The following is a 26,582-nucleotide window of genomic DNA, read 5'->3' as shown; positions in this document are numbered from 1 at the left end:
GTGAGCTGAGGGAAGTGGAATCCCTCCGCGAGGATCGCGGCTTGAGGCGATGCCGCAACCCGACACTTCAGGAACGGCCCTTCTTCCCCTCTCCGTGGATGGGCTGGCGGGAGGAAAGGGCGGTGCCCTGCCCGCGGCTGGCGTCGGGCATTGGCGGGGAATATGCCCCTTTTCGGAGGCCTGACGGTCGCGATCATAGGCTGGGGGGGGGGGGGGGGGGGGGGCCGCATGTCGCGGGAGGTAGAGCGGCGGTGCGATCCGCCGCTGACTGCACTGAGAGCGCGTAGCGCCAAATCGGATGCAGGACGCGCGCTCTCAGTTTTTGTTGTCGCATCGTTTTAAGCGGAAACGCAGTTCAGCGAAGCTAAAACCGGTTCCCACTTTTCCGCACGATGCTCTAAGTTTGTTGTCGCATCCTTTTATGCAGAAACGCAGTTCGGCCAAGCTGAAACCCGAGGCCAGCGTCGCGTGCCTCTGGCTCGCTCATCGTTCTGCACGATGCTCTCTCTAGCGGCGACCGGTGAGATTGGTCGGAGCGCAGGGGCTGCGTGCCTTTCCGCTTTGGTCGGCTTGGTTGTGCTGGTTGGAGAAAAGCGGCCGGCGGGGGACAAGGCTGGTACGACAGATGGCCCTTGGGCATCGCTTCGACATGGAAGCGCTTTTCGCTCTTCCGCAGGATATTCTAACGCCAGGGGCTTGAGCGGAGCTTGGTGAGACCCCGCGTGCGACCGGCCTGTACAGCTCTGGATTGCCTCCCCTCCCCCTCATGATGTGACCAATGCCGGGAAGAAGAGGTCGCGTGGTCAGAGGCGGTGCCGGTTCTTCTCGTGGAAGCGGCGGACGAAGCCGATAAAGGCTTTCTGATAATTGACGGGCGTGCGCGCGGCGTCGCCGTCGAGCCAGTCGCGATATTCCTGATGCAGCGCCTGATAGTCCCAGCCGGGGCATTCGGCGCGCAGCGTGGCGAGTGTCGCGTCGGTGATTTCCCCGGCGCTGGCCTTGGCCGAAAGCCCCGCCACGGTGCGGCGGATCACGGCGCTGGCGTCGAACAGCTCCTGCTTTTCCGCGACGATGGCTGGCGGCTTGGAAGCGGCTGGCGCGGGAGCGGTGCTTGCCGACCTGCCGGGAGTTGGCGCCGCGTTCGCGCCGGAGATCGGCGTGGGAAGTGGATCGGCCGAGGAACGCCGGCGCATCCGCAGCGATGGCTCCCGCTTGCCGTCCGGTTGCTCCAGCACCAGCGTATAGCCCGGCAGCGGATCGCGTTCGGCGATCTTGGCGATCTCGAACTTGAAGCGGCGATAGGCGCCCTCGGCTCCGGACTTGTCGAAGAGGGTTGGCATGGAAATGGCGAAGCCCGCCTCCCCCGCCCCACCGGCATGTTTGCGCGCGACCTTGTAGAGCCAGCGTTCACGCCCGCCGGTCAGGTCGAAATAGGCGCGGTCGATGCTGAGTACGCCACCCTGCATCAGCACGCCTTCATAGAACCAGTTGGAGAGTTCAATGGTCATGCCGCGCGATCGCTCGGTGCGTTCGTCGACCAGCTGGGTCCAGCCGTCGAGCCAGCTGAAGGTCGCTTCGCGGCGATTTTCAGCCCGGATATTGGTCTTGATCGTGGTGGAGACGAGCCGGTCCAGCGACTGGCCGAGCAGTTCATAGGCGCGGCCCGTGGTCGGTCGGTGGATGGCGCGCAGCAGGTCATAGGGCATGAGATGCAGTTTGCGCGGAATGTCGTTCAGCCCGCGCCGCGCCATGTCGGCGAGCACCGAGGCGCAATAGATCAGGATGTCGGCATCCCAGATCGTCGCCATGCCATAATCGGGATTGGCGGAGACATGAACCCAGGCCTTGCCGTCGGGGGAGGTGTAATCGATCGGCTTGACGCGCTTGGTCTTGGCGAGGCTGAAGAAGGGCCGCTCCATCATCTCGCGTTGGTCGCGCAGAGGCAGGTCCGCAATATAGGGAAGGAAGAGTTCGAACTGGTCGTTGATCTCGGTCTTGCCGGCGCGGCTCATGGGCGGGTCCTGAAATTGATAGGTAGCCGGCGGCGGACAATGTCAGCGTGGCGAAACCAGGAAGAAGTCGGTGGAACCAAGGGGCAGGGGAAAGGGATGTTTCCCCGGGGAAACGGAGAATGCCTTTCCGATGAGATGGGGGCATGTTTCCCCAGGGAAACGGGATGGTCGGGAAACAGCGCGAGGCCGATCGACCGTCTGTTACCCCTTGCCGCTCTGTCCCCCCCGCTCTCCATCAGCGTTGCAGTCCCCTGCCCTGCCGTTCGAGATGGTCGAGCGTGTCGCGCAGCGCCGAGGCGAGCGTGTCCGGGTCAGCGCCCGATCCGGCATGCAGGCGGATGGTGATGCCCTGCCGGTTGACCGACTGCACCGTCAGCGCTGGACGCCCATAGGGCGTGGTCCAGGTGAAAGGCTCTGCCTTCGGTTCCGAACGGGCTGCGCGCGGGGCGTCGAGCAGGCGCTTCAACACTTCGGTAGCGGGAACGGGCGTCGCACCGGCCGCATGCAAAGCGCGCTGTTCGGAGGCGAGGCGTCCGGCCTCTGCATTGATCGCGGCAAGGGCTTGCTTGTCGTCCAGCGCCTGGGCGAGCGTATAGGCAGGCTTCAGCTGCACATCGGCGGGCGAGGCGAAGGCGTCGATGATGGCGTCGGGGATGCCTGCCACCTTGATCATCTTGCTAAGCCAGCCCTTGGAGAGTTTCAGCCGCTCCGCCATGCGTGTCAGGTGGCTGCCATAATGGGCCTTGAGCGCGTCGGCATAGTTGCGGGCGCGCTCCAGATCCGACACATCCTTGCGCGCGCGGTTTTCAAGGTCTGCGAGGCGGAAGGCCGCTTCGTCGTCGAGCTGGGCGACCTGTGCCACGAACATCATGTCGGAATAGCTGTTGGCGCGTAGCCAGCTGATCGACCAATGGCGGCGGGTGCCGGCGATCACTTCATAGTCGTGATCGGGATCGCCCTCGATGCGGCGGACCACGGCGGGTACCTTCTGGCCGCCCTCCGCGATGATCGAATCGATCAGTTCGCGGCAATTTTCCTCGTTGAGATGCGCGTAATGGCGGGCATTGCCGCTCCAGATGCGAACCTTGGCCGGGTCGAGCAGCAATTGCGTGACCTGCCGCACTTCGCCGGAGGCAAGCCGGGCAAGCGCGGATTCCCGGCCGAGCAGCGTCGTGCCGCGCGCGCGTTCCGGGCGGGTCGCGGCGGCCGGGGCAGGGGAGGGGGCCGTTTCCGTGGACTTGGCCTCTTCCTGCTGGGCGGGCGCGGGCGGGGCTTCCGGTTCGTCCGAAAGCAGGGCTGCCAGATAATCGGACTGCTTGCGCGCCATCACATTCCCCCCTTGACGAAACGGGAACATATGATGAACATATGCATGTAGGACAGGCTTTTATGCCGCATTGACAATATCCTCCTCCCGCGCGGGCGCGACGCGGCCCCATCCCTGACGGACCAGCGCCTCGATCTGCCCCAGCGCTTCATCCAGATTGGCGCGGCAACGCTTGTGGGTGCGCGGCGTGCCGATCGGCTTTTCCAGTTCGTAGACCGTCATCATGCGCATCGCGGCATGGCTGATTTCCGCACTGTCGAGTATCGGCACGGGCAGAAGGGCCGGGCCGAAGCTCTGCTCCATGATCGCGCGGACCATCGAATGGCTGGGATCGTTGCTGTCGAATTTCGAGCAGAGGAGGCGGACGAACTGATAATCGACCTCGATCCCCGCCTGCTGCAACTGGCTGATCACCTGATCCATCATCGAGAGGAACTGGACGGTCGAGCAGAAGTCGGGCGTGGTCGCGGCCAGCGGCACCAGCAGCGCGTTCGCCGCCTGCATCACCGCAAGGCTGATCGTGCCGAGCGCTGGCGGCGGGTCAAGCAGCACCACATCATAGTGACGGGCAAGGTCCATGAGACCCTGCTTCAGCTTGCGGAAGCGCGCCGCCAGCACCGAACCGCCGTCGCTGCCCGCCGCCGCCAGCTCATATTCGACGTCGAACAGTTCGAGGTTGGACGGGATCAGGTCGACATTGGGCCAGGCGGTATGCTTGACTGCATAGAGCAGGTCGACCTGCGTCGGGTCGATCGAGAGATAGGGGTAGAGCGTCTCTTCCCGCTGGATGTTGAAATGCGGGTTGAAACCGAACAGCGTGGTGGTGGTAGCCTGAGAGTCGCAGTCGACCACCAGCACGCGATAACCCTGGACCGCAAAATAATGGGCAAGATGAGTGGTGACGGTCGATTTGCCGACGCCGCCCTTGAAATTCTGCACCGCGATGATTGCGGGCACGTCCAGCCCGGCGCGTTCGGGCGAGGCGCCCAGCACCTGCCGCATGTTTAGCAGCTCTTCCACCGTATAGCCGGGGCGGCGCCCATTTTCGGTCGGCGGGGCGGGGGGCAAGCGGCCATCCTCCTCCGCCATGCGAATCCGATTCGTCGAGCAACCAAGGAGTTGCGCCGCCTCGGCAATGCCGAAGCGGACGTTGAGTTCCTTGCGGCTTTCCGGCAGAAAAGCCTTGCGCCGCAGGCGTTCGACCATCTTTTCGCCGGCCTCCGCCAGATCGCCAATCTGGGCTACCACTGCGTTCATTCCTGCCCTCACACGCGAAGTTGAAGCTTGTTTGGGAAAGATATGCCATAAATCCTTCAAATTTCCAAATGGCAGGAAATCGACATTCGCCGGTCGGGATTGCGGACAATTTGAATCATGAGCGCGTGAAAATGATGGGGTGTGGACCTCAGCTTCACCGTTGTGGTCCGACGCCTGACAGGCGGGGCGGCCCGACCCAAGGTCTAATTGTCTATTCCCCCCGGAAGTTCATCCTGTCCCCAACTTCAGACGAGTCCGGGAGAGGATGATGTTACAGCAGGCAATGGCGCGGTTCGCGGGCAAGACGCTGATCCGCGACACATATGACAATTTCATCGGCGGCCAGTGGGTGGCGCCGGTCAGAGGGGCGTATTTCGACAATATCTCGCCGGTGACAGGGCAGCCGGTGTGCAAGGTTGCGCGCTCGACCGCCGAGGATATCGAACTGGCGCTCGACGCCGCGCACAAGGTGAAGGAGAGCTGGGGCCAGCGTTCCGCGACCGAACGCGCCAATATCCTCAACCGCATCGCGCAGCGGATGGAGGATAATCTCGACCTGCTCGCCATGGCGGAGACGATCGATAACGGCAAGCCGATCCGCGAGACGACCGCTGCCGACATTCCGCTCGCCATCGACCATTTCCGCTATTTCGCGGCCTGCGTGCGGGCGCAGGAAGGCTCCATTGCCGAGATCGACCATGATACCGTGGCCTATCATTTCCATGAGCCGCTGGGCGTCGTCGGCCAGATCATTCCGTGGAACTTTCCGATCCTGATGGCGGCGTGGAAGCTCGCCCCCGCGTTGGCGGCGGGCAATTGCGTGGTGCTGAAGCCCGCCGAGCAGACGCCCATGTCGATCATGGTGCTGATGGACCTTGTCGGCGATCTGATTCCCGAGGGCGTGCTGAACGTCGTCAACGGCTTTGGTGTGGAGGCGGGCAAGCCGCTCGCCACCAACAGGCGCATCAGCAAGATCGCCTTTACCGGGGAAACGACCACCGGCCGCCTCATCATGCAATATGCGAGCGAGAATCTGATCCCGGTGACGCTGGAACTGGGCGGCAAGTCGCCCAACATCTTCTTTGCCGATGTGATGGACGCGGACGACGATTATTTCGACAAATGCCTGGAAGGCTTTGCGATGTTCGCGCTCAATCAGGGCGAGGTCTGCACCTGCCCGAGCCGCGCGCTGGTGCAGGAGAGCATCTATGAGAAGTTCATCGAGCGCGCCGTCGCCCGCGTGCAGAAGATCGTGCAGGGCAGTCCGCTGGACCCCGCGACGATGATCGGTGCGCAGGCGTCGAACGACCAGCTGGAAAAGATTCTCAGCTACATCGACATCGGCAAGGGCGAGGGCGCCAGGGTTCTGACCGGCGGCAGCCGCGCAAATCTCGGCGGCGAACTGGCGGATGGTTACTATGTCATGCCGACCGTGCTGGAAGGGCATAACAGGATGCGCATCTTCCAGGAGGAAATCTTCGGCCCGGTGCTGTCGGTCACGACCTTCAAGGATGAGGCGGACGCGCTCAGCATCGCCAATGACACGCTTTACGGTCTGGGCGCGGGCGTGTGGAGCCGCAACGGCAACACCGCCTATCGCATGGGCCGCGCCATTCAGGCCGGGCGCATCTGGACGAACTGCTACCATGCCTATCCGGCCCACGCAGCCTTTGGCGGCTACAAGCAGTCGGGCATCGGCCGCGAAACCCACAAGATGATGCTGGACCATTATCAGCAGACCAAGAATCTGCTCGTCAGCTATTCGACGAAAGCTCTGGGTTTCTTCTGAGGCGGCGGGTCGCAATGCCGGAGGCAGCCTCTCCTCTTTGACGCCTTCGGCTGATCGGCGGGCACTTCCCCCTAAGAGGTGCCCGCCTTTTTTTCTGTTTCCCCGGGGAAAGCTGACCCATGGCTGACATTCCACCCCGCATCCTCGCCACGCCGGAGGCGCAAGCGCTGATCGCCAGTCTCACCGCGCGCCACGGTCCACTGATGTTCCACCAGTCGGGCGGTTGTTGCGATGGCTCCGCGCCCATGTGTTTCCCTCGAGGGGTGTTCAGGACTGGCGGGCAGGATGTGCTGCTCGGTCACATAGCGGGCGATGTGCCGGTTTGGATCGGCGCAGCGCAATTCGAATATTGGCGGCATACACAGATCACCATCGATGTCGTGCCGGGGCGCGGTGCGGGCATGTCGCTGGAAAGTCCGGAGGGGATGCGCTTCATCGTGCGCTCCCGCGTCTTTACCGATGGGGAGAATGCCGCGCTGGAGGCGGCGGGCGAGCCTTTGCGTGGGGGATAGAAGACCGATAAGAAGAGGAAAATTGCGGGGAGAGGAACATGACGGTGCTGGCATCGCAGATCGCTTTTGCGTCGAGCCATGCGGGCGATCCGGCCAGGGCAATGGCGGACATAGCCGACCAGTTGGGTGACGAACCGCTTGCCGGGATGCTGCTCTTCTGCTCGCATCGCTTCGATCGGGAAGCGCTGGCGCGGGCCGTCAACCGCAGGACGGAAGGCGTCGTCGCGATCGGCTGCACCAGTTCGGGCGAACTCACCGAAAATGGCTATGATGAGGATAGTCTGAGCGTCATCGGCTTTCCCGCCTCCGCCTTCCACATGACCTCGCTCTGCTTCGACGATATCGAGAATTTCGACCCCGCCGCGGCCCGTCAGGCCGTCCGCAGTCTCGCCGCCCAGGCCGATCGCGACAGCCGCCATCTGGGGGAGAGGGTCAATCATGTCGCGCTGTTTCTGGTCGATGGCCTCTCGCACCGGGAGGAGTTGCTGACCATGACCATTCAGGATGGGCTGGGCGACATCGCGCTGATCGGCGGATCGTCGGGCGACGGCATGGCCTTTCGCGAAACAGCGATCTTCGATGGTGGCCGCTTCCATGCCCATGCTGCCGTGGTTGCGATCCTGTCGACGCCGCGCCCGCTCCATGTGTTCAAGGCGCAGCATTACCGGCCGAGCGCGGCGAAGATGGTCGTCACCGGCGCCATTCCGCAGGACCGCATCGTGACAGAGATCAATGCGGAACCCGCCGCGCAGGAATATCTGCGCCTGGCGGGCCATGCCGGCGAGGCGCTGGGCGTGGCCTTCTATGCCGCCCATCCGCTGATGGTGCGCGCGGGTGGGGATTATCATGTGCGCTCGATCCAGAGTGCGAATGCCGATGGCAGCCTGACCTTCTACTGCGCCATCGATGAGGGGATCGTGATGACCGTGGGCGAGCCGGTGGACCCGATTGCGCGCATGGAGGCGCTGTTTGCGGATATTGCGGAGGAGGTCGGGCTGGTGGACCGGATCATCGCCTTCGATTGCGTGCTGAACCGGATCGACGCCGAGCAGCGGCAGATCGGCCGGGCCGTGTCGGAGCTATATGGCCGCCATCGGGTGATCGGCTTCAACACCTATGGCGAGCAATATCATGCGCTGCATGTGAACCAGACCTTCAGCGGTCTTGCCATCGGAAGATGAGCGGCACCGAACTCTCTTCCGCCGAACTCGGGCGGCTGCGGGAGGAAAACCGCAAGCTCAGGAAGATCAACGCGGCCCTGATCGACCGGGTCGAACGGTCGAGCGATATGGCGGGCAACGCCTTTTCGATGTTCGAGACGGCGATCTCGCTGGAAGCCATGGTGCGCGAACGGACCATGCAGCTGGAAGATGCGCTGGCGAAGCTGGCGGATGCCAATGCGGAGATGGCGGCGGCCCATGCCCTGGCGGATGCGGCGCAGATGCGGTTGCGCGACGCGATCGATTCGATCAACGAAGGCTTCGTCCTGTTCGACGCGGAGGACCGGCTGGTCCTGTTCAATGAGGCCTATCTCGGCTTCTGGCCGGAAATCGCGGACCATATCCATGAGGGCATGAGCTTCGATGAGATCGCCAAGCTGGCGGCGGCACATCATCGCCCGGTCGGGCAGGACCGCTGGGTGTCGGATCGCCTTGCCCGTCACAGCGTGGCCGAAGGAGGACATGTTCAGGCGCTCGCCGATGGGCGCTGGGTACAGATCAACGAACTGCGCACCAGCGAGGGCGGCATTGTCGGCATCTACACCGACATCACGGAGGTAAAGGCGGAAGATGCCCGTGACCGGGCGCGGGAACTGGCCGAACGCAATATCGTGTTGCAGGCGACGCTGGACACTCTTTCCGAAGGGGTCTGCCTGTTCGACGCGGAGGGACGGGTGGCGGCGTGGAACGAAGCGCTGCAACGGCTGCTCGAACTGCCGGAGGACTGGGCGCAGGAATGGGGCACGCATCGGGCGCTGGTCGGCTGGTGCCGCGAGCGGCTGGGGATGGACGATGGCGGCTGCCTTGACTGGGGCGCGGATCACGGAAGGCTGGTGCAGGCGGGTGGGCGACGTTTCGAAATCCGCAGCAATGCCATGACGCGCGGCGGTCAGGTGATCGGCTTTACCGACGTTACCGACATGCTGCGCGCCCAGGCGGCGTTGCGCGAGACGGCGGAGACGCTGGAACGGCGCGTGGCCGAGCGCACCAGCGAACTGGAGGCGGAGGTCGCGGAACGGCGCGAGATCGAGGCGCAGTTGCTCGACGCGAAAACGGCGGCGGAAAAGGCGAACCTGTCCAAGACCAGCTTCCTCGCGGCGGCGAGCCACGACCTGCTGCAACCGCTGAACGCGGCGCGGCTGTTCGTCGCGGCGCTGGGCGACCGGCGGCTGGCGCTGCCGACCCGGGCGCTGGTCAACCAGACCTCGACCGCGCTGGATTCGGTCGAGGATCTGCTGGAGGCGTTGTTGGAGATCAGCCGGCTCGACGCGGGGGCGATCCAGCCGGAGATCGGGGATTTCCGGGTTGACCGGCTGCTGGATACGCTGCGCACGGAATTTGCCCCGATGGCGCGCTCCGCCGGGCTGGTCCTGACTGTGGACGCAGAGCCGGTCTGGGTCCGCTCCGATATTCGCCTGCTGCGCCGCATCCTGCAAAATTTCCTGTCCAACGCCTTGCGCTATACCCAGCGCGGATCGGTGCGCGTGACCTGCGCGCCGGGGCGTGAGGCTATTCGCCTCAGCGTCACCGACAGCGGCCCCGGCATAGCGCCCGACAAGCAGCAACTGATCTTCGAGGAGTTCCGCCGCCTCGACAGCCGCACGGCAGGCAAGGGGCTCGGCCTCGCCATCGTGCGGCGGGCGAGTGACATGCTGCGCCATGAGGTGACGCTGGAATCGGTGCCGGGGCAGGGCGCGACCTTTTCCATTACCGTGCCGCCGGGCGAGGCGGTGGTGGAGGAAGGGGAGGGGGCCGGGGCCCCCCGCAGCGACCGGTCGATGCGCGGCCTCACCGTGCTGGTGGTCGATAATGAGCGGGCGATCCAGACCGGCATGAGCACGCTGCTGGGCGGCTGGGGCTGCGCGGTGACGGCGGCGGGCGGCTTTGGCGAGGCGGTGGCGGCCTTCGCGGAAGGACAGGCGCCGGACGTCATCCTGGTCGATTATCATCTGAATGATGGGGAAACGGGCGATGAGGTGATCGACCGGCTGCACCGCCATTTCGGGCGGGCGGTGCCGTCCGTCATGATCTCCGCCGACCGGGGGGAGGCCTTGAAGGCCAAGCTGGACGTGCGGGGAATTCCGTTGCTGAACAAGCCGGTGAAGCCCGCGCAACTGCGCGCGTTGCTGCGCACCATGTTGAAGTAGGAAGGCGCTTCCTATCTGCTGGCCGACGTGGCCATGAAGACTGCCCGTTGCGCGTCGAAGGCACGCCGATAGGCGGGTCGTGCCTCGCCCCGGGCGACATAGGCGGACAGATTGGGATAGGCATCCAGCAAGGTCGAGCTGCCAAGCCGGCGCAGCACCGTCACCATCAGCAGGTCGCCCGCGCTGAACGCCCCGTCGAGCCAGTCGGCGTCGCCCAGCCGGACGGAAAGCTGGTTCAGCCGGACATGGATGCGATCCTCCAGCATCGGCAGGCGCTCCGCGTGCCATGCCCTGTCGCTCTCGACGACGATCGCCATCGTGCGTTCGAAGATCGGTGGTTCCATCGTGTTCAGCGCGGCGAACATCCATCCGATGGCGCGCGCCCGCGCATCGGCATCGTCCGGCAACAGGCCCGGATGCCGCTGCGCGATATGGAGCAGGATCGCGCCTGACTCGAACAGGATCAGGTCGCCCTCCTCATAGGTCGGAATCTGCCCGAAGGGATGCCGCGCAAGATGGGCGGGTTCCTTCATCGCCTCGAACGAGAGGAGGCGCACATCATAAGGCTGGCCGACTTCCTCCAGCGCCCAGCGCACACGCATGTCGCGCGCCAGTCCCTGACCGCGATCCGGGGATTGTTCAAAAGCGGTGATGGTGGGGGTCATGGCAAGAATCCCGGTTAGAGCGATTTCCAAGCAATCGAAATCGATTGCTGGTTAAGAAATCGCGGTAAAACAATAAAATAGAGCGGTTGATCTGATCCCATCAGATCGAAAACCGCTCTAAATCGTGGCGGCCCGCATCGGGCAGCGGTTCAACGCCGGGACAAGAGGTTGGTTGCTCAGGACCTGGGCTGCAAATGGCGCCGTTCCATCTCGTCCAGCACGGCCTGTTCGAAATCGGTCGGGTTGGCAGGGTCGCGCATTTTGCTGCTGATCGCGCGGAGCTGTTCGTCCGAAAGGGAAGCCGCCTCCGCCGCATCCTTCAGATGATCATGCATGGCGAATCTCCGCAAGACAATCGGGCAATATTCGCATGAACACAGCCGCAGCTCAACTGGCCGGAAGGTCGTAGGCCCAAAGATAAGGGCCGCCCCCCAAAGGAGCGGCCCCATTCATTGTCGCGCCGCTTCAGGCCGTCAGGTCGAAACGGTCGGCGTTCATCACCTTGGTCCAGGCCGCGACGAAGTCCTTCACGAACTTGTCGCCCGCGTCGGCGGCGGCATAGACTTCCGACAGGGCCCGCAGTTGCGAGTTGGACCCGAACACCAGGTCGACGCGCGTGCCGGTCCATTTGGGCTGGTCAGTCCCGCGGTCCGATCCGGTGAACTCGTCCTTGCCGGTTTCCTTCCACGCCGTGCCCATGTCGAGCAGGTTGACGAACCAGTCGTTGCTCAGCGCCCCCGGCCTGTCGGTGAAGACGCCATGTTTCGACCCGCCATGATTGGCGCCCAGCACGCGCAGGCCGCCCACCAGAACCGTCATTTCCGGCGCGCTCAGCCCCAGCAGCTGGGCGCGGTCGATCAGCAGTTCCTCGGTCGGGACATTATAGGGCACCGGCGCATAGTTGCGGAAACCATCGACCTTGGGCTCCATCACCTCGAAATTCTGGAGGTCGGTCTGCTCCTGCGAGGCGTCGGTGCGGCCGGGGGTGAAGGGCACCTCGATGCTGCGCCCGCCATCCTTCGCCGCCTTTTCGATCGCCGCCGATCCGGCCAGCACGATGAGGTCGGCCAGCGAGATCTTCTTCGCCCCGGCGCCATCAAACTCGGCCTTGATCTTCTCCAGCGCGCCCAGCACGCGGGAAAGCTGATCGGGCTGGTTCACGTCCCAGTCCTTTTGCGGGGCCAGGCGGATGCGCCCGCCATTGGCGCCGCCGCGATGGTCCGACCCGCGATAGGTCGAGGCCGAGGCCCAGGCCGTCTGCACCAGATCCGCAACGCTGAGGCCAGAAGCCAACAGCTTCTGCTTGAGCGAAGCGATGTCCGCCGCATCCACCAGAGGATGGTCGACCGCCGGGATCGGGTCCTGCCAGATCAGGTCCTCGGCCGGGACTTCGGGGCCGAGATAGCGGGCCTTGGGCCCCATGTCGCGATGGCACAGCTTGAACCAGGCGCGGGCGAAGGCATCCTCGAACGCGGCCGGATCATTGCGGAAGCGCTCGGAGATCTTCCGATATTCCGGGTCCATCTTGAACGCCATGTCGGCAGTGGTCATCATCGTCGGCACGCGCTTGTCGGGGCTGTGCGCGGCGGGTGCCATATCCTGCGGCTTCTGGTCCACGGGCTGCCATTGCTGGGCGCCCGCCGGGCTCTTCACCAGCTCATATTCATAATCGAGCAGCATGTGGAAGAAGCTGTGGTCCCAGGTCCGGGGCGTCGGCGTCCACGCGCCTTCGATGCCGCTGGTGATGGTGTCATCGCCCACGCCGCTCTGGAAGCTGCTTTGCCAGCCCAGACCCTGCAGCGCGATCTCCGCACCCTCCGGCTCCCGTCCGACCTTGGACGCGTCGCCCGCGCCATGCGCCTTGCCGAAGGTGTGGCCGCCGGCGGTCAGCGCGACGGTTTCCTCGTCATTCATGCCCATGCGCAGGAAGGTTTCGCGAATGTCGCGCGCCGATTGCAGCGGATCGGGATTGCCGCCGGGACCTTCCGGATTGACGTAGATCAGACCCATCTGGATCGCCGCCAGCGGGCGTTCCAGTTCCATGCCCTTGTCGGGCTGGATGCGGGTCTGGTTGCCGGGTTGATTGACCCAAAGCTCCTCCGTGCCCCAGTAAACATCCTTTTCCGGTTCGAACACGTCGGCGCGGCCACCGCCAAAGCCGAACACCGGCCCGCCCATGGATTCGATGGCGACATTGCCAGCCAGGATCATCAGGTCCGCCCAGCTGAGCTTCGCCCCATATTTCTGCTTGACCGGCCAGAGCAGCCGGCGCGCCTTGTCCAGATTGGCGTTGTCCGGCCAGCTGTTGAGTGGGGCGAAGCGCTGCGTGCCGAAGGACGCGCCGCCGCGTCCATCGCCGGTGCGATAGGTGCCCGCCGAATGCCAGGCCATGCGGATGAAGAAGGGGCCGTAATGCCCATAGTCCGCCGGCCACCAGGGCTGGCTGTCGGTCATCAGCGCGGTCAGGTCTTTCTTGAGCGCGTCATAGTCGATCGACTTGAACGCCGTCGCATAGTCGAAATCGTCGCCCAGCGGATTGCCGGACAGGCCGTTCTGCTGAAGAATATCAAGCGAAAGCTGATTGGGCCACCAGTCGCGGTTCGTCCGCCCCAGCAGGGAGCGGAGCGCCGCTGGTTCCTTCATCGGACAACCCTGCGGATCACTAGTCTTTGCGTCCATTGCTTATTTCCTTTCGGCTTCTCCAACGACGATTTTAAGCGATGCCCGGCGATGCGTGAACAGTCCGGTTCATGTTATTTTTCCGATGACTGTGTGGAATTTATTGCATGAAAGCGGGGAGGGACGAAGCTGAAAACCCTCCCCATCGGGAGTTGGGAGGATTTTCAGTCGCTAACCCTAGAGCATCGTGCGCAAAAGTGGGAACCGGTTTTGTGCAAAAACGATGCGACAACAAAGAAGTAGAGCGCGCGATCCGCGTCGGATTTAACGCAGCGCGCTCTAGATCGCGAAGGCGAAATGGCCCGCGCCCTTTTGCAGGCGGCGCCAATTGGCGGCGTTCATGTGGATCAGCGTGTTGTGGTCGCCGCCCTCGAACCAGACATCGTCGTCGCTCATCATGTCGTCGTCGATGATGGTCTTGAGGCCATAGGCCGCGCCGACCGGTGGAATCGCGCCCAGCTCGCAATCGGGGAAGAGCGCGGCGGTCGTGTGTTCCTCCGCCAGCGACACGTCGCGCGCCAGCCATTGTTGCAGGAAGTTGAAGCTGACATGCTTGGACGAAGGCAGCACGGCCAGCATATATTGGTCGCCCGCCTGGACCAGCACCGCCTTTGCCACCTGCCGCCCCGGAATATGGGCGGCCTGCGCCACCCGCGCCATTTCGGCGGCGGGTGCATGCATCACCTCGTCGAATCTTGTACCGCAGCGATCCATATAGCTGCGTAATTTCGGGGAAATCGCCATGACATCCTCCATCGCTCAGCCGCTTTGGGGCACGGGCGGCCGGACGACAGGCGGGGTGCCGGGGCACGCGGGCGAGCGGCGGTTCTGGCCAGTGCCAATGCACAAAAGATAGCAGATTCGAACCCGATAACCAATGCGGAAGGGGGAGGTCCGGTCCCTTCGGGCAGCTTCCTTCGGACGAAGGTCCCTCTGAATCGCAGATGCGAAGGAAGCGAGAATCGGCTATAATCACGCCGTTGCCGTTGCGCGGGGAGACGACAGCATCATGCCATGCGCATGGCATGATTTTTGGGTCCGGCTGCCCCGCCCATTGCTCGCCCTGGCGGTTACAGCCGGACCCAGCAGATCAAGGGATCAGCGCATGGACCGGGGTGCCACCTCTTCACCCCAGCCGCTTGGCATGCCAGCGCAGATGATCCTCCATGAAGGTGGAGATGAAATAATAGCTGTGGTCATAGCCCGGCTGAATCCGCAGCATCAGCTCCTGGCCCGCGGCCTTGCAGGCGGCGTCCAGCAATTCCGGTCGAAGCTGCTGTTCAAGGAACGGGTCGGCCCCGCCCTGATCCACCAGCAGGTCGGGGACGCGGGCGCCATCCTCAATCAGCGCCACAGCGTCATGCCTGCGCCATGCCGATCCGTCGTCGCCCAGATAGCCTGAAAGCGCCTTCTGGCCCCAGGGGACCTGAACCGGCGCGACGATCGGGGCGAAGGCGGACACCGCCCTGAACCGCTCCGCATGCCTGAGCCCGATGGTCAGTGCGCCATGGCCGCCCATGCTGTGGCCCATGATCGACTGGCGATCCATGTCGGCAGGAAAATGCGCCGCGACCAGCGCGGGCAGCTCCTCCGTCACATAGGACCACATGCGGTAATGGGGTGCAAAAGGCGCTTCCGTCGCATCGACATAGAAGCCCGCGCCCAGCCCGAAATCATAGGCGCCGTCAGCATCGTCGGCCACGGCACCGCCCTGAAGGTCCGGGCCGCGCGGCGATGTGTCGGGCGCGACGAAGATCAGCCCCAGCTCCGCGCAAAGGCGGCGATATTCGCCCTTTTCCGTGACATTGGCGTGGCTGCAGGTGAGGCCGGACAGATACCAGATCACAGGCAGCGTCGCGCCCTCCGCATGATCCGGCACGAAGACGGAGAAGGTCATCTCCGTCCCCGTCGCGGTCGACGCATGTTTGTAGACGCCCTGCGTGCCGCCGAACGCCCGGTTGGTCGAAACCGTCTGCATCATGCCATCCGGTGCAGGCCGCACAGCTTGTTGCCTGCCGGATCGCGCAGATAGGCGAGGTAGAGCTTGCCGAAGCTGGCCTCGCGGACGCCCGGCGCGTCTTCGCAGGTCTTGCCGCCCGCGGCGACGCCCGCCGCATGCCAGGCGTCGGCCTGTTCGGGGGACGCCATGGTGAAACCGATCGTGCCGCCGTTGGCGTGGCAGGCGGGTTCGCCGTCGATCGGCTTCGTCACCATGAAGAGCGCGCCGTCATGCATGTAGATCAGGCGGCCCATGTCGTCGGTGATCGCCGGCTTGCCGCCGACCGCCGCGAACAGCGCGTCGTAAAATGCCTTGGCGGCGGCGATATCGTTCGCGCCGACCATGATATGACTGAACATGAAAATTCCTTCTCCCGTCTGTGCGATCACAAAGAGTTAGAACAACACGACGCTGCGGATGCTTTCGCCCGCATGCATCAGGTCGAAGCCCTTGTTGATCTCCTCCAGTGTCAGCACATGGGTGATCATCGGGTCAATCTGGATCTTGCCGTTCATGTACCAGTCGATGATTTTGGGCACGTCAGTCCGGCCCTTCGCGCCGCCAAAGGCCGTGCCCTTCCACACGCGGCCGGTGACAAGCTGGAACGGGCGGGTGCTGATTTCCTTGCCCGCTTCCGCCACGCCGATGATGATGCTTTCGCCCCAGCCGCGATGGCAGCATTCCAGCGCCGTGCGCATCACTTCGGTATTGCCGGTCGCGTCGAAGCTGTAATCTGCGCCGCCATCGGTCACTTCCAGAATCTTCGCGACGGTTTCATCGCGCGACAGGCCCTTGCTGTTGATGAAATGGGTCATGCCGAACTTGCGGCCCCATTCCTCCCGATCCGGGTTGATGTCGATGCCGATAATCTTGTCGGCGCCGACCATCTTCGCGCCCTGGATGACGTTGAGGCCGATGCCGCCCAGGCCGAAGACGACGACATTCTCGCCCGCCTGCACCTTGGCCGTGTTGACGACCGCGCCGACGCCAGTGGTGACGCCGCAGCCGACATAGCAACTAGACTGGAATGGCGCGTCCTCGCGGATCTTCGCCACGGCGATTTCCGGCAGCACGGTGAAGTTGGAGAAGGTCGAGCAGCCCATATAGTGGAAGATCGGCTGGCCCTTGTAGCTGAAGCGCGTCGTGCCGTCGGGCATCAGCCCCTTGCCCTGCGTCGCGCGGATCGCGGTGCACAGGTTGGTCTTGCCCGAAAGGCAGCTTTTGCACTGGCGGCATTCGGGGGTGTAGAGCGGGATCACATGGTCGCCCGGCTTGACCGAGGTGACGCCCGCGCCGACTTCGCGCACGATGCCCGCGCCTTCATGGCCCAGGATCGAGGGGAAAATGCCCTCGCTGTCGAAGCCGTCCAGCGTATAGGCGTCGGTATGGCAGATGCCGGTCGCCATGATCTCGATCAGCACCTCGCCCGCCTTGGGGCCTTCCAGATCGACCTCAACGATTTCGAGGGGCTTTTTCGCTTCGAATGCGACGGCGGCGCGGGTCTTCATGGACGGCTCCTGCTTTGGAAGGGGTGTCAGCTCCCTCCCTAGCAATATGCCGATGGCGCGATAAGCGGGCAAATCAGCAATAGATTATCTCAGTGTAGGGATAATCAATCTGCGCGGAAATTGACCTGATTGGCCTTGATCACTGCCTGCGTGCGGCTCAGCACGCCCAGTTTCTGGAGGATCGCGGACACATGTGCCTTGATCGTGGTCATCGACACGCCAAGGTCATGGGCGATCTGTTTGTTGAGGCGGCCGCGCACCAGATGCGCCAGCACCGTCTTCTGCTGCGGCGTCAGGCTGTCGATGCGGCGGGCGATCTCATCCTCCTCGGCGGTCGGCGCGACCGATTCGCCCATGGTTTCGGGCAGGTAGATTTCACCCAGCACGACGCGATGCAGCGCGTCGACAATGGCGCTGCGCTTTAGCGACTTGGGGATGAAGCCCGCAGCGCCCGCAGCCAGCGCTTCCTGTACGATCGCGCGGTCGAAGGCGCCTGAAACCATCACCACGGGCAGGATCGGGAAACGGTCCCGCAGCAGTTTCAGGCCCTCAAGGCGGCGGACATCGGGGATATTGAGGTCCAGCAGGATCAGGTCGAAATTATCCTGCTTCTCCAGTGTGGCGACGGCTTCGTCCAGACTCGCCGCCTCGAAGATTTCGCAATTGTCGAAACTGATCGCGATCACGCTGCGCAGCCCGTCGCGCACCAGCGGGTGATCGTCGACGATCAGAACCCGCTCCATGATCGGCTCATCGCCCATATAGTGACCCACCCCTCGACCCGGATCATCGGACAAGTCACGGGACGAGGCAAGCCGCATCGCGCCGGGCGGAAAGGCCGGGGGCTGTGACACATGATTGCCGCGTCCCATGACGATCATCTTGCTTATCCTTTCGGCAGCTTGAACACCCAGAGCGAGCCGCCCTGATTGATATCCTTGAAGCTTTTCGCGACCTCGCCGCCCCAGAGCGGCACCGCGCCGCCCCAGCCGGACATGACGGCGACATATTGTTCGCCATCCTGTTCCCAGGTCACGGGGCTGCCGACCACGCCGGAGCCGGTCTGGAATTTCCACAGTTCCTGTCCGGTCTTGGCGTCGAAGGCCTTCAGATACCCCTCCGGCGTGCCGGTGAAGACCAGATTGCCGCCGGTCGTCAGCACCCCGCCCCAGAGTGGTGCCTTGTTCTTATATTCCCAGACGATCTTGCCGGTCTTGGGGTCCATGGCGCGCAGCGCGCCGATATGATCCTCGGCAATGGGTTTGATGGTGAAGCCCGCGCCCAGATAGGCCGCCCCCTTCTTGTAGGCGATGGGTTCGTTCCAGATGTCCATGCCCCAGTCGTTGCTGGGCACGTAGAAGAGGCCGGTGTCCTGACTATAGGCCATGGGCATCCAGTTCTTGCCGCCCAGGAAGCTGGGCGAGGCGAAGACCGGCTTGCCCTTTTCCGTGGTTGGCGCGCCCGGGCGGCCTGCCTCGATATAATTGGGGCGGCCAATTTTGTTGAAGCCGTTGGCCCATGTTGTCTGCATGACGAATTTGTTGGCGCTGATGAACTTGCCGTTGGTGCGGTCGAGGACGAAGAAATAGCCGTTGCGGTCGGCCTTGGCGCCCAGCTTCATCGCCTTGCCGTTGATCGTGGCGTCGAAGGGGATGAATTCATTGACGCCGTCAAAGTCCCAGCCGTCATGCGGTGTGGTCTGGAAATGCCATTTGATGACGCCGGTATCGGGATCGATCGCCAGCGTCGAACTGGTGTAGAGATTGTCACCGGGCCGCAAATGGCTGTTCCACGGTGCAGGGTTGCCGGTGCCGAAGAAGAGCAGGTTCGTTTCCGGGTCATAGGTGCCGCCCAGCCAGGTCGCGCCGCCGCCGGTCTTCCACAGGTCGCCGGTCCAGGTCGCGTTGGTCTTGCCGGTGATGCCGTTATCCTTGCCGTTGAGGGTGCCCATATTCCCCTCGATCGTCGGGCGGCGCCAGATCAGCTCGCCGGTGTTGACGTCGCGGGCCTCTACCGCGCCGGTGATGCCGAATTCGCCGCCGGAGTTGCCGTAGATCACCTTGCCCTTCACCACCATCGGCGCGGCGGTGGCGGAATAGCCTGCCTGATAATCGGCGATCTGCTTGTTCCAGACGACTTTCCCGGTGTGGCGGTTGAGCGCCACCATATGCGCGTCCAGCGTCGCGAAGATGATCTTGTCGCCATAGATCGCCGCGCCCCGGTTCACCACGTCGCAGCAGGGCATGATGGCGTCGGGCAGGCGGGCTTCATATTTCCATTTCTGTTCGCCGGTGCGCGCGTCGAAGGCGAAGACGCGCGAATAGCTGCCAGTGACGTAGATGGTGCCGTCATAGACAATGGGCTGCGATTCCTGTCCGCGCTGCTTTTCGCCGCCCAGCGAGGAGGCGAATGCGGGGACGAGTTTCGCCACATTGGCGGCGTTGATGGCCTTGAGTGGGCTGAAACGCTGGGCCTGCGGACCCATGCCATAGGTCAGAACATCGCCGGTCGAGGCGGCGTCGTTCATCAGGTCCGCGTCGGTCGGCCCCTCGGCCAGCAGTGGCGCGGCGGCGATCGCCAGCGTCAGGATCGCGGCGCCGGACAGCGCGCGCATCACAGGTCCTTTCATTCCATCCTCCCTCTGTTGACGGGCGATCGTGACGCCCGCGACATCATCAGATTATTGCAGCCATATTGCGCAGCAATTGGACCTTGGGTCGGTATCAGCCCGCCGCCAGCGCGGGCGTCCATTCGACGCCATAGGGCGCGAACAGGGCCTTCATCTCTCCGCTCGCGGCCATGGTGGAGACGATCTCCTCCACCGCATCGCCCAGCGTGCGGCTGTTTTCCCTGACCGCCATGCCGATATCCCATCCCGGAGAGGTAAAGGCGGGCAGGGGTCCCTTGCGCACGGTCAGCTTCGGCGCGCCCCGGTGCAGGACTTCCTCAATCTGCGCCCGGCTGGCGAGGACGGCATCGGCCTTGCCCGAAGCGACCGCTGCGACCGCATCGGACCCGCTGGGATAATGTGTCACGTCCTTCGCCAATATCCCGCCGAAAGAGCCGATCAGGTAGAAATCGGGGATGCTGTCCAGCTCGGCTGCCAGACGATGCCCGCGCCATCCGGTCGGGGGCGCCTCCAGATCGACGGCATTTTGCCTGCCCGCAAAACGGAAGCTCTCGCGGTAATAGGGTGCGATGATCGCCACCTGATCGTTGCGCGCGGCAAAGCTGCGGTCGAAGGGGATGTGCAGCATCAGATCGCCCGGCGCAAAGCCCAGCAACCCGCCCTTCCACACGCCATGGCGCAGATCATCGTCCACGCTCTCGTCCGCGACCAGTTCAGCCACATCGGCGCGGACGCCCAGCCTGTTCGCAATCGCATGGGCGAGATCGACGTCGAGGCCGGTGAGCCTGCCGCCTTCCTCCCAGGACCAGGGGCGGTTGTCCTTATAGACCACCACCCGCAGCACGCCGAGGTCCTTGACCTTGCCCAGAGGCGCAGCATGGCTCATCCCCGGCAGCAGGCCCAGCGCAAGCGCGGCGCCTCCACCCAGAAGGCTTCGTCGGCTGATCATCTTAGCCTTCATGCTTGGTTTCGAGCCAGGCGCGGATTGCCCAACCGGCCTTCTGGCCCAGCACGTCGCCAAAGGGCGGCATATAGACCTTCCCGTCATGGCTGGAGCCGTGGCGGAAGCGTTCGACGAACCACTGGTCGCCGGATTCGCCCAGTTCCAGATAGCGCAGGTCGGGCGCGATGCCGCCGCTTTCCGCGTCCAGACCGTGGCAGCGGGCGCAGTTCTGGCCGTAAGCCGACTGGCCGATTTCTATGGCCTTGGCATTGCCGCTATAGGGGTTTTTCTGAAGCCATTCCGTGCCGATATCCGGCAAGGCGGAGGTGTCGACGGCCTGCGGCGTGACATTGCCGTGCGCCATCAGGCCGGTTGCTGTGGTCGCGGCCAATATGGCGATCGCGCCCAGCAGCGAAATGCGTCCCAGATTCATGTGTCGATCCTCACCCGATATGATTGGTGTCGAGTGTAAGCGAGCGGGACCCGCGCCCCTATTGGCCGTTGGTACAATCCCGATGGCTGCGCCTGCCGGGTAGACCCTTCAAGGATGAGAGGAAGGCGGAGAGGATGACCGGGCGATGAAACACATGATCCTGGCGGGGCTGATGCTGGTTCCGATGAGCGCGCAGGCGGAGACGCTCTATGTCTCCAATGAGCGGGGCAACAGCATCTCGGTCATTGACGCGGCGAGCGCGAAGGTGGTGGCGACCTGGCCCGTGGGCGGACGGCCGCGCGGCATCACCGTGTCGAAGGACGGCAAATATATCTATCTCTGCGCCTCGACCGACCATGCGGTGCAGGTGATCGAGCGCGCGACGGGGAAGGTCGTGGCGGAACTGCCCTCCGGCGAGGACCCGGAGCAATTCTTCCTCTCGCGCGACGGGAAGACGTTGTTCGTCGCCAATGAGGATAATGCTGCGCTGACCGCCATTGATCTTGCGACGAAGAGTGTCGCCTTCCAGGTCGGCGTCGGCGGCGAGCCGGAGGGGGTGGCGCAAAGCCCGGACGGCCAATGGGTCGCCGTCACCTCCGAGGAGGGGAATGTCGTCAACTGGATCGACGTGGCGAAACAGCAGATGGTCGAGGCGACGCCGGTCGATCTGCGCCCCCGCCATGTCGAGTTCACGGCCGATGGCAAGCAGCTCTGGGTCGCGGCGGAGGTGGGCGGCACGGTGCAGATCATCGACGGCGCGACGCACAAGCTGGTGGAGACTTTGCACTTCGCGATTCCGCGCGTGGCGGAGCATCGCATATTGCCCTGCGGTATCCGCTTCACGCCCGATGGCAGGACGGCGGTGATCGCGTTGGGGCGGGCGGATCATGTCGCGCTGGTCGATGTGGCAACGCGCAAGGTGCGCGCCTTCGTGCCCGTCGGGAAACGGGTGTGGCATGTCGCGGTGAGTGCGGATGGGGCGAAAGCCTATGCCGCCAATGGACTTTCGGACGATGTGAGCGTGATCGATCTGGCCAAGGCGACGGTCACAGGGACGGTGCCGGTTGGCGCTGCGCCCTGGGGAATTGTCGTGGTTCCCTGACGATAGGATGGGCCGAAGGGAGGAAGCCCTAAGTTCAATTTCGGAAGCGTTTCGCCCATTCCACTCTCCCCTCCGCCGAGGGCTTTGACCGGCACATAAGAGGGAGGATGGATATGAAAAGGACGCTGCTCCTCGCGAGCGCGGCCATGGGGCTGCTTTGCGCGACTGCCACGCCAGCCATGGCCGGAACCACGGCCGAACTGTTGAAGCGGCTGCATGAAAAGGGAATTCTCTCCGACGAGGAATATCAACAGCTGCTGAAGGGTGACGCGACGGAAGCGGCGGCGGCTCCGGCTGCCCCCGCCGTCACTCCTGATGCGTCGGGCGGCGGCCGGACCGTTCGCATGACCGATGGCGGCGTCGGTTTTGAAATGGGCGACATCACGCTCAAATTCTCCGGTTCCGTCAACGGCTTCTACGTCCATGACAATGGCGAGGCGCCCAGTGCCACCAACAGCGTCGTTGGCGGCGTGGCGACAGTGGGTGGCGACAGTTCGGCCATCCGCAACGGCCTGCTGCCCGGTTTCCTGAAGGTCGAAGTGACCACCAGACAGGGCGGCTGGGATGTCGGTGCGCATTTTGGCATGTATCCGGGCATCAACTCGGTCAACTATGCGGCGGGCGGTGGCGCCAACAGCCCCGGCAACCCGCGTGGGCTCCAGACGGCGGGCATCGATTTCCGTCAGACCTATCTGACATTCGGCCGGCCCGGTTTTGGTGAAGTGAAGATCGGCCGCGATATCGGCCTGTTCGCCTCCGAGCAGATCCTGAACGATATCACCCTGCTGTCGCCGGGCACGCCGGCGGGCAATGTCGCCCCGTCCAACACGACGCTGGGGCGGATCGGGGTCGGCTATATCTACACCGACTTCCAGCCGCAGATCACCTATACCACGCCCAATCTGAGCGGCTTTACCGCCAGCATCGGCATTTTCGAGCCGCTGTCCTCGCTGACCGGGCCAGCAGAGTCCAACAAGGAGCCCGGCTTCCAGGCGAAGCTGGTCTATGACGGCGAACTGGGCGGCGTCGGCACGCGGCTGTGGTGGGCGGGCATCCGCCAGAAGCATAATGTGATTGTCGGGCCGGACTATACCGGCTGGGGCTGGGATGCGGGCGCGAAGGTGACGGTTGGGCCGCTCACTTTGGTCGGCACTTATTATGACGCATCGGGTCTGGGCACGACCGCGCTCAACCTGTTCGACACCGATGGTCTGGGTAACAAGCGCGACAGTCACGGTTTCTATCTTCAGGGGCTGGCGACCTTCGGCAAATTTTCGGTCGGGGGGAGTTATGGCGAGAGCAATCTCGACTATGCCAATGCCGCCGATGCCCTGGCCAATCCGACGCTGGTGGACAGGAATTCGAGCTGGGTCGGGCAGGTCCGCTATGGCCTGACGAGCTGGGTCACGCTGCTCAGCGAATATGGCCACACGAAATCGGAAGCGCATAACGGCAATCAGGCCAGTTCCGACGCCATTGCGGCGGGCGCGATCCTGTTCTTCTGATCTGAGGGCCATTGTCGCGAAGGGGCTGCATCCTCTCAGGGGTGCAGCCCGCCGACCCTTGGTCCAATGGCATGGGGTGGACTTCCGCCATAGCCCTGCCACAAAAGAAAAATGGGAGAGGGCGTAATGGTGCTGCGCAAGGCGGCTTGGATGGCGGGTACGGCGTTGGTTCTGGGGACGGGCTTCGCATGGGCGGAGGAACCGGGCGAGCGGCAGTCGATCATCGTCACGGCCCCCGGCGGCGCCGTCGATGTGGACGATGCAATCCGGCTGACCGGCGCCGACATTGGCCGGACGGGACGCCCCGACCTGCTCGGCGCGCTGACGCGGGATATTGCGGGCGTCAGCCTGCAGGATGCGCAGGGCAATCCGTGGCAGCCCAACCTCGTCTATCGCGGCTTCACCGCGTCGCCGCTTCAGGGGCAGGCGCAGGGGCTGGCGGTTTATCTCGACGGGGCGCGGTTCAACCAGCCCTTTGGCGATACCGTCGCCTTCGACCTGTTGCCCGACGCCGCGATCCGCAGCTTCACCCTGTTCGACAGCAGCGCGGTCTATGGCCTTAACGCGCTGGGCGGGGCGATGGTCGTCGATACCAAGACCGGGCTGAGCGATCCGGGGCTGGAGGCGAGCCTGACCGGCGGCCGCTTCGGCGCGTGGGAGGCGAGCGTGGCGGGTGGCGTCCTGCAGGGCGATTTCAGCGCATTCGGCGCCTTCCAGTATCGGCATGAACATGGCTGGCGCGCCCATTCGCCTTCGACGCTGTACAATGGCTATCTTGATCTGGGCTTCGACACCGTAACGGGCGGGCTGCATCTGAAGTGGATCGGCGCGGATACCGACCTCACCGGCAATGGCGTTGCGCCGGTGGAGTTGCTGGCGGCGGATCGGCGCGCGGTCTTCACATGGCCGGATAATGCAAAGGCGCGCTATGGTCGAGTGAGCCTGCATCCCTGGGTTGCGCTGAGCGAGCGGACGCGGATCGAGGGCACGCTCTATGCCCAGCAGTTGAAGCTGCATTCGGTGAATGGCGACGCCGCCGATATCGAGGGGTGCGAGGATGGACTGCTCTGTCTGGAAACCGTCAATGGCGAAGGGGAAACCCTGCTGACGGATTTAAACGGTCGCGCCATAGCCGACAGCCTGGGCGGGGAGGGCTATGGCGTGCTCAACCGGGGGCGGACGAACAGCCGCGCCATGGGCGCGCTGATGCAGATCATCGACCGGCGGGTCTTTTTGGGCGGGGAAAATCACCTCGCCATCGGGATGAGTTTTGACAGCAGCCGCACGCGGTTCGGTACATCGGTCGAACTGGGCGAAGTGACCGGGGATCGCCGCATAGAGGGGCTGGGACCGATGATCGTGCAGAGCGATGGCGGGATGGGGCCGGTCGGGCTGGTGGCGCATGCGGATTATTGGGGGCTGTTCGCGCAGGACCGGCTGCCGCTGACGAGCAGGCTCTCCGCCGAGATCGGGCTGCGTTACAACCGGGCCACGATAGACATGCGCGACCTGATCGGGACGGCGCTCAATGGGCGGCATCGCTTCGAGAGGCTGAATCCGGGGGTGGAACTGGATTATGCGCTGTCCGAAGGGCTGAACCTGCGTGCGGGTTATGCGGAGAGCAACCGGGCGCCGACGCCGGCAGAATTATCCTGCGCCGATCAGAATGCGCCGTGCAGCCTCGCCAATTTCTTCATCGCTGATCCGCCACTCCGGCAGGTGGTGGCGAAAAGCTGGGAGGCGGGTGCGGGTGGGCACGGGCGGATCGGCGGGTTCGCGGTCGACTGGCTGTTGTCGGCCTGGCGGACGCGCAACATCGACGACATTCAATTTGTGGCGTCGGCCATTCGCGGGCGGGCCTGGTTCCGCAATATCGGTGCGACCCGGCGGCAGGGCATGGAGTTCAGCCTGAAGGCGAAGCGGGGCGGTTTTGAGGGGGGCTTCAGCTATACCTTCACCGATGCGACCTACCGCCATGATCTGGCGCTTTCGAGTCCTGCCAATCCGGCGGCGGATGCGGATGGGGTGATCTTTGTTCGGTCGGGCAACCGACTTCCCGGCATTCCGCGCCACAGCGCGACGCTGTCGCTGGATTATGGGGGACGGGGCTGGTCGGCCGGCGGCGATGTGGTCGCGCGGACAGGGCAATATCTGACCGGGGATGAGGGCAATGATGAGCCGCGACTGAAGGGCTATGTATTGGTCAATCTGCGCGCCGGGATCGATGTTCTGCCGGGGGTGACTCTGTTCGGGGAGCTGCGCAATGCGTTCGACCGGAAATATGCGACCTTTGGGACTTTCGCCGATGTTGGGCAGGGGGCGATGACGGAGGCGCCCGGCGCAACCGATCCCCGCGCCTATGGACCGGGCGCGCCGCGCCGCTGGTATGCGGGGGTGCGGGCGCGGTTCTGATTTCGGGTTGCAGGATTTGGCGGACGTTAATGGGTCTTCAAGTCTGTGCACCGATGATACGGATGGGATTCAGACCCGTTGCTGTAATCCATTTTGACCGGCATAGAGAAGGTCGGCAGGGGATCGGGGGGCTTTGCTATGAATGACGGCCAACCATTTGTAGATTATTACAGTATTTTGCAGGTCAGCCCTAACTGCGACGCGCGCGCGCTGGAAGCAGCCTATCGCCTTCTTGCGAAGATGTACCACCCCGACCATGCCGAAACGGCCAACGTTACGAAATTCAATGAAGTGATCGTCGCGTATAAAGCGCTCAGGCGTCCGGACAAGCGCGCTGAATATGACCTTCTCTACACCGAGAAAACGGGGTTCAGATTTTCCGCGAATGACGAATTGGATGGCGAAAAAACCGCCTATGACGATGCGGATGCGCACTCGAAAAT

General features: G+C 63.8%; 22 protein-coding genes (1 of these 22 running past the window's edge). 8 read left to right on the top strand and 14 right to left on the bottom strand.

What is annotated here, in order from left to right; genetic code table 11:
• Positions 1-803: 803 nt before the first annotated feature.
• The 3 genes from HUK73_RS21275 to HUK73_RS21265 all read right to left on the bottom strand — a co-directional run bounded on the left by HUK73_RS21275 (position 804) and on the right by HUK73_RS21265 (position 4,596).
• Entirely contained in the window at positions 804-2,012 is a 1,209-nt protein-coding gene (locus tag HUK73_RS21275; protein ID WP_176593823.1) for a replication initiator protein A, read from the bottom strand.
• A 235-nt stretch (positions 2,013-2,247) separates the two neighbouring features.
• Entirely contained in the window at positions 2,248-3,339 is a 1,092-nt protein-coding gene (locus tag HUK73_RS21270) for a ParB/RepB/Spo0J family partition protein (protein ID WP_176593822.1), read from the bottom strand.
• A gap of 60 nt (positions 3,340-3,399) precedes the next feature.
• Positions 3,400-4,596 (bottom strand): AAA family ATPase, encoded by a 1,197-nt coding sequence (locus tag HUK73_RS21265; RefSeq protein WP_176593821.1) that lies wholly within the window; start codon positions 4,594-4,596, stop codon positions 3,400-3,402.
• Between the two features lie 268 nt (positions 4,597-4,864).
• Between HUK73_RS21265 and adh the strand changes: the two genes are divergently transcribed.
• The 4 genes from adh to HUK73_RS21245 all read left to right on the top strand — a co-directional run bounded on the left by adh (position 4,865) and on the right by HUK73_RS21245 (position 10,264).
• Complete coding sequence (gene adh / locus HUK73_RS21260; RefSeq protein ID WP_176594746.1) at positions 4,865-6,385, top strand: aldehyde dehydrogenase; 1,521 nt, start codon at positions 4,865-4,867, stop codon at positions 6,383-6,385.
• 119 nt (positions 6,386-6,504) lie between these two features.
• Entirely contained in the window at positions 6,505-6,897 is a 393-nt protein-coding gene (locus HUK73_RS21255) for a DUF779 domain-containing protein (RefSeq protein ID WP_176593820.1), read from the top strand.
• A gap of 38 nt (positions 6,898-6,935) precedes the next feature.
• Complete coding sequence (locus tag HUK73_RS21250; protein ID WP_176593819.1) at positions 6,936-8,078, top strand: FIST N-terminal domain-containing protein; 1,143 nt, start codon at positions 6,936-6,938, stop codon at positions 8,076-8,078.
• A complete protein-coding gene (locus HUK73_RS21245; protein WP_176593818.1) occupies positions 8,075-10,264 on the top strand; it encodes a NahK/ErcS family hybrid sensor histidine kinase/response regulator in 2,190 nt (729 codons plus the stop codon). Before HUK73_RS21250 ends, HUK73_RS21245 begins: the two co-directional genes overlap by 4 nt.
• A gap of 11 nt (positions 10,265-10,275) precedes the next feature.
• Here the strand turns inward: HUK73_RS21245 and HUK73_RS21240 are convergent, their stop codons facing one another.
• From HUK73_RS21240 to pedF, 11 genes are all read right to left on the bottom strand, one after another.
• Positions 10,276-10,929, bottom strand: a complete 654-nt coding sequence (locus HUK73_RS21240) for a glutathione S-transferase family protein (protein WP_176593817.1) — start codon at positions 10,927-10,929, stop codon at positions 10,276-10,278.
• A 176-nt stretch (positions 10,930-11,105) separates the two neighbouring features.
• Complete coding sequence (locus HUK73_RS21235) at positions 11,106-11,264, bottom strand: hypothetical protein (protein ID WP_176593816.1); 159 nt, start codon at positions 11,262-11,264, stop codon at positions 11,106-11,108.
• Positions 11,265-11,394: 130 nt separating this feature from the next.
• Positions 11,395-13,608 (bottom strand): catalase/peroxidase HPI, encoded by a 2,214-nt coding sequence (gene katG, locus HUK73_RS21230; RefSeq protein ID WP_176593815.1) that lies wholly within the window; start codon positions 13,606-13,608, stop codon positions 11,395-11,397.
• 279 nt (positions 13,609-13,887) lie between these two features.
• Positions 13,888-14,352 carry an aminoacyl-tRNA deacylase gene (locus tag HUK73_RS21225; protein ID WP_176593814.1) on the bottom strand — a complete coding sequence of 155 codons (465 nt, stop codon included), beginning with the start codon at positions 14,350-14,352 and terminating at the stop codon, positions 13,888-13,890.
• 382 nt (positions 14,353-14,734) lie between these two features.
• Positions 14,735-15,586, bottom strand: a complete 852-nt coding sequence (gene fghA / locus HUK73_RS21220; protein ID WP_176594745.1) for an S-formylglutathione hydrolase — start codon at positions 15,584-15,586, stop codon at positions 14,735-14,737.
• Positions 15,586-15,966: a VOC family protein gene (locus HUK73_RS21215; protein WP_176593813.1), complete on the bottom strand. Its 381-nt coding sequence runs from the start codon at positions 15,964-15,966 to the stop codon at positions 15,586-15,588. Before HUK73_RS21215 ends, fghA begins: the two co-directional genes overlap by 1 nt.
• A gap of 36 nt (positions 15,967-16,002) precedes the next feature.
• Complete coding sequence (locus HUK73_RS21210; protein ID WP_176593812.1) at positions 16,003-17,115, bottom strand: S-(hydroxymethyl)glutathione dehydrogenase/class III alcohol dehydrogenase; 1,113 nt, start codon at positions 17,113-17,115, stop codon at positions 16,003-16,005.
• Positions 17,116-17,219: 104 nt separating this feature from the next.
• A complete protein-coding gene (locus HUK73_RS21205; protein WP_176593811.1) occupies positions 17,220-17,996 on the bottom strand; it encodes a response regulator transcription factor in 777 nt (258 codons plus the stop codon).
• Positions 17,997-18,001: 5 nt separating this feature from the next.
• Entirely contained in the window at positions 18,002-19,744 is a 1,743-nt protein-coding gene (locus HUK73_RS21200; RefSeq protein WP_176593810.1) for a methanol/ethanol family PQQ-dependent dehydrogenase, read from the bottom strand.
• Positions 19,745-19,838: 94 nt separating this feature from the next.
• Complete coding sequence (locus HUK73_RS21195) at positions 19,839-20,693, bottom strand: ABC transporter substrate-binding protein (protein WP_176593809.1); 855 nt, start codon at positions 20,691-20,693, stop codon at positions 19,839-19,841.
• A 1-nt stretch (position 20,694) separates the two neighbouring features.
• Entirely contained in the window at positions 20,695-21,120 is a 426-nt protein-coding gene (gene pedF / locus HUK73_RS21190) for a cytochrome c-550 PedF (RefSeq protein WP_176593808.1), read from the bottom strand.
• Positions 21,121-21,265: 145 nt separating this feature from the next.
• Here pedF and HUK73_RS21185 point away from each other — a divergent pair, with 145 nt between their 5' ends.
• The 4 genes from HUK73_RS21185 to HUK73_RS21170 form a co-directional block, all read left to right on the top strand.
• Positions 21,266-22,222, top strand: coding sequence for a PQQ-dependent catabolism-associated beta-propeller protein (locus HUK73_RS21185; RefSeq protein ID WP_176593807.1), 957 nt, complete (start codon positions 21,266-21,268; stop codon positions 22,220-22,222).
• A 113-nt stretch (positions 22,223-22,335) separates the two neighbouring features.
• Complete coding sequence (locus HUK73_RS21180) at positions 22,336-23,727, top strand: porin (RefSeq protein WP_176593806.1); 1,392 nt, start codon at positions 22,336-22,338, stop codon at positions 23,725-23,727.
• Positions 23,728-23,859: 132 nt separating this feature from the next.
• Positions 23,860-26,139, top strand: a complete 2,280-nt coding sequence (locus tag HUK73_RS21175; protein WP_369805625.1) for a TonB-dependent receptor — start codon at positions 23,860-23,862, stop codon at positions 26,137-26,139.
• Positions 26,140-26,277: 138 nt separating this feature from the next.
• Positions 26,278-26,582, top strand: partial view of a J domain-containing protein gene (locus tag HUK73_RS21170; RefSeq protein ID WP_176593804.1) — the 5' portion only. It continues 256 nt past the right edge of the window; the window shows 305 of its 561 coding nt (coding positions 1-305); it begins with the start codon at positions 26,278-26,280; its stop codon lies beyond the right edge, outside the window.

This window comes from Sphingobium sp. EM0848, from assembly GCF_013375555.1.
Lineage (GTDB): Bacteria > Pseudomonadota > Alphaproteobacteria > Sphingomonadales > Sphingomonadaceae > Sphingobium.
Note: the sequence above shows the minus strand (reverse complement) of the source record. Positions and strands in the feature narration are given on the sequence as shown.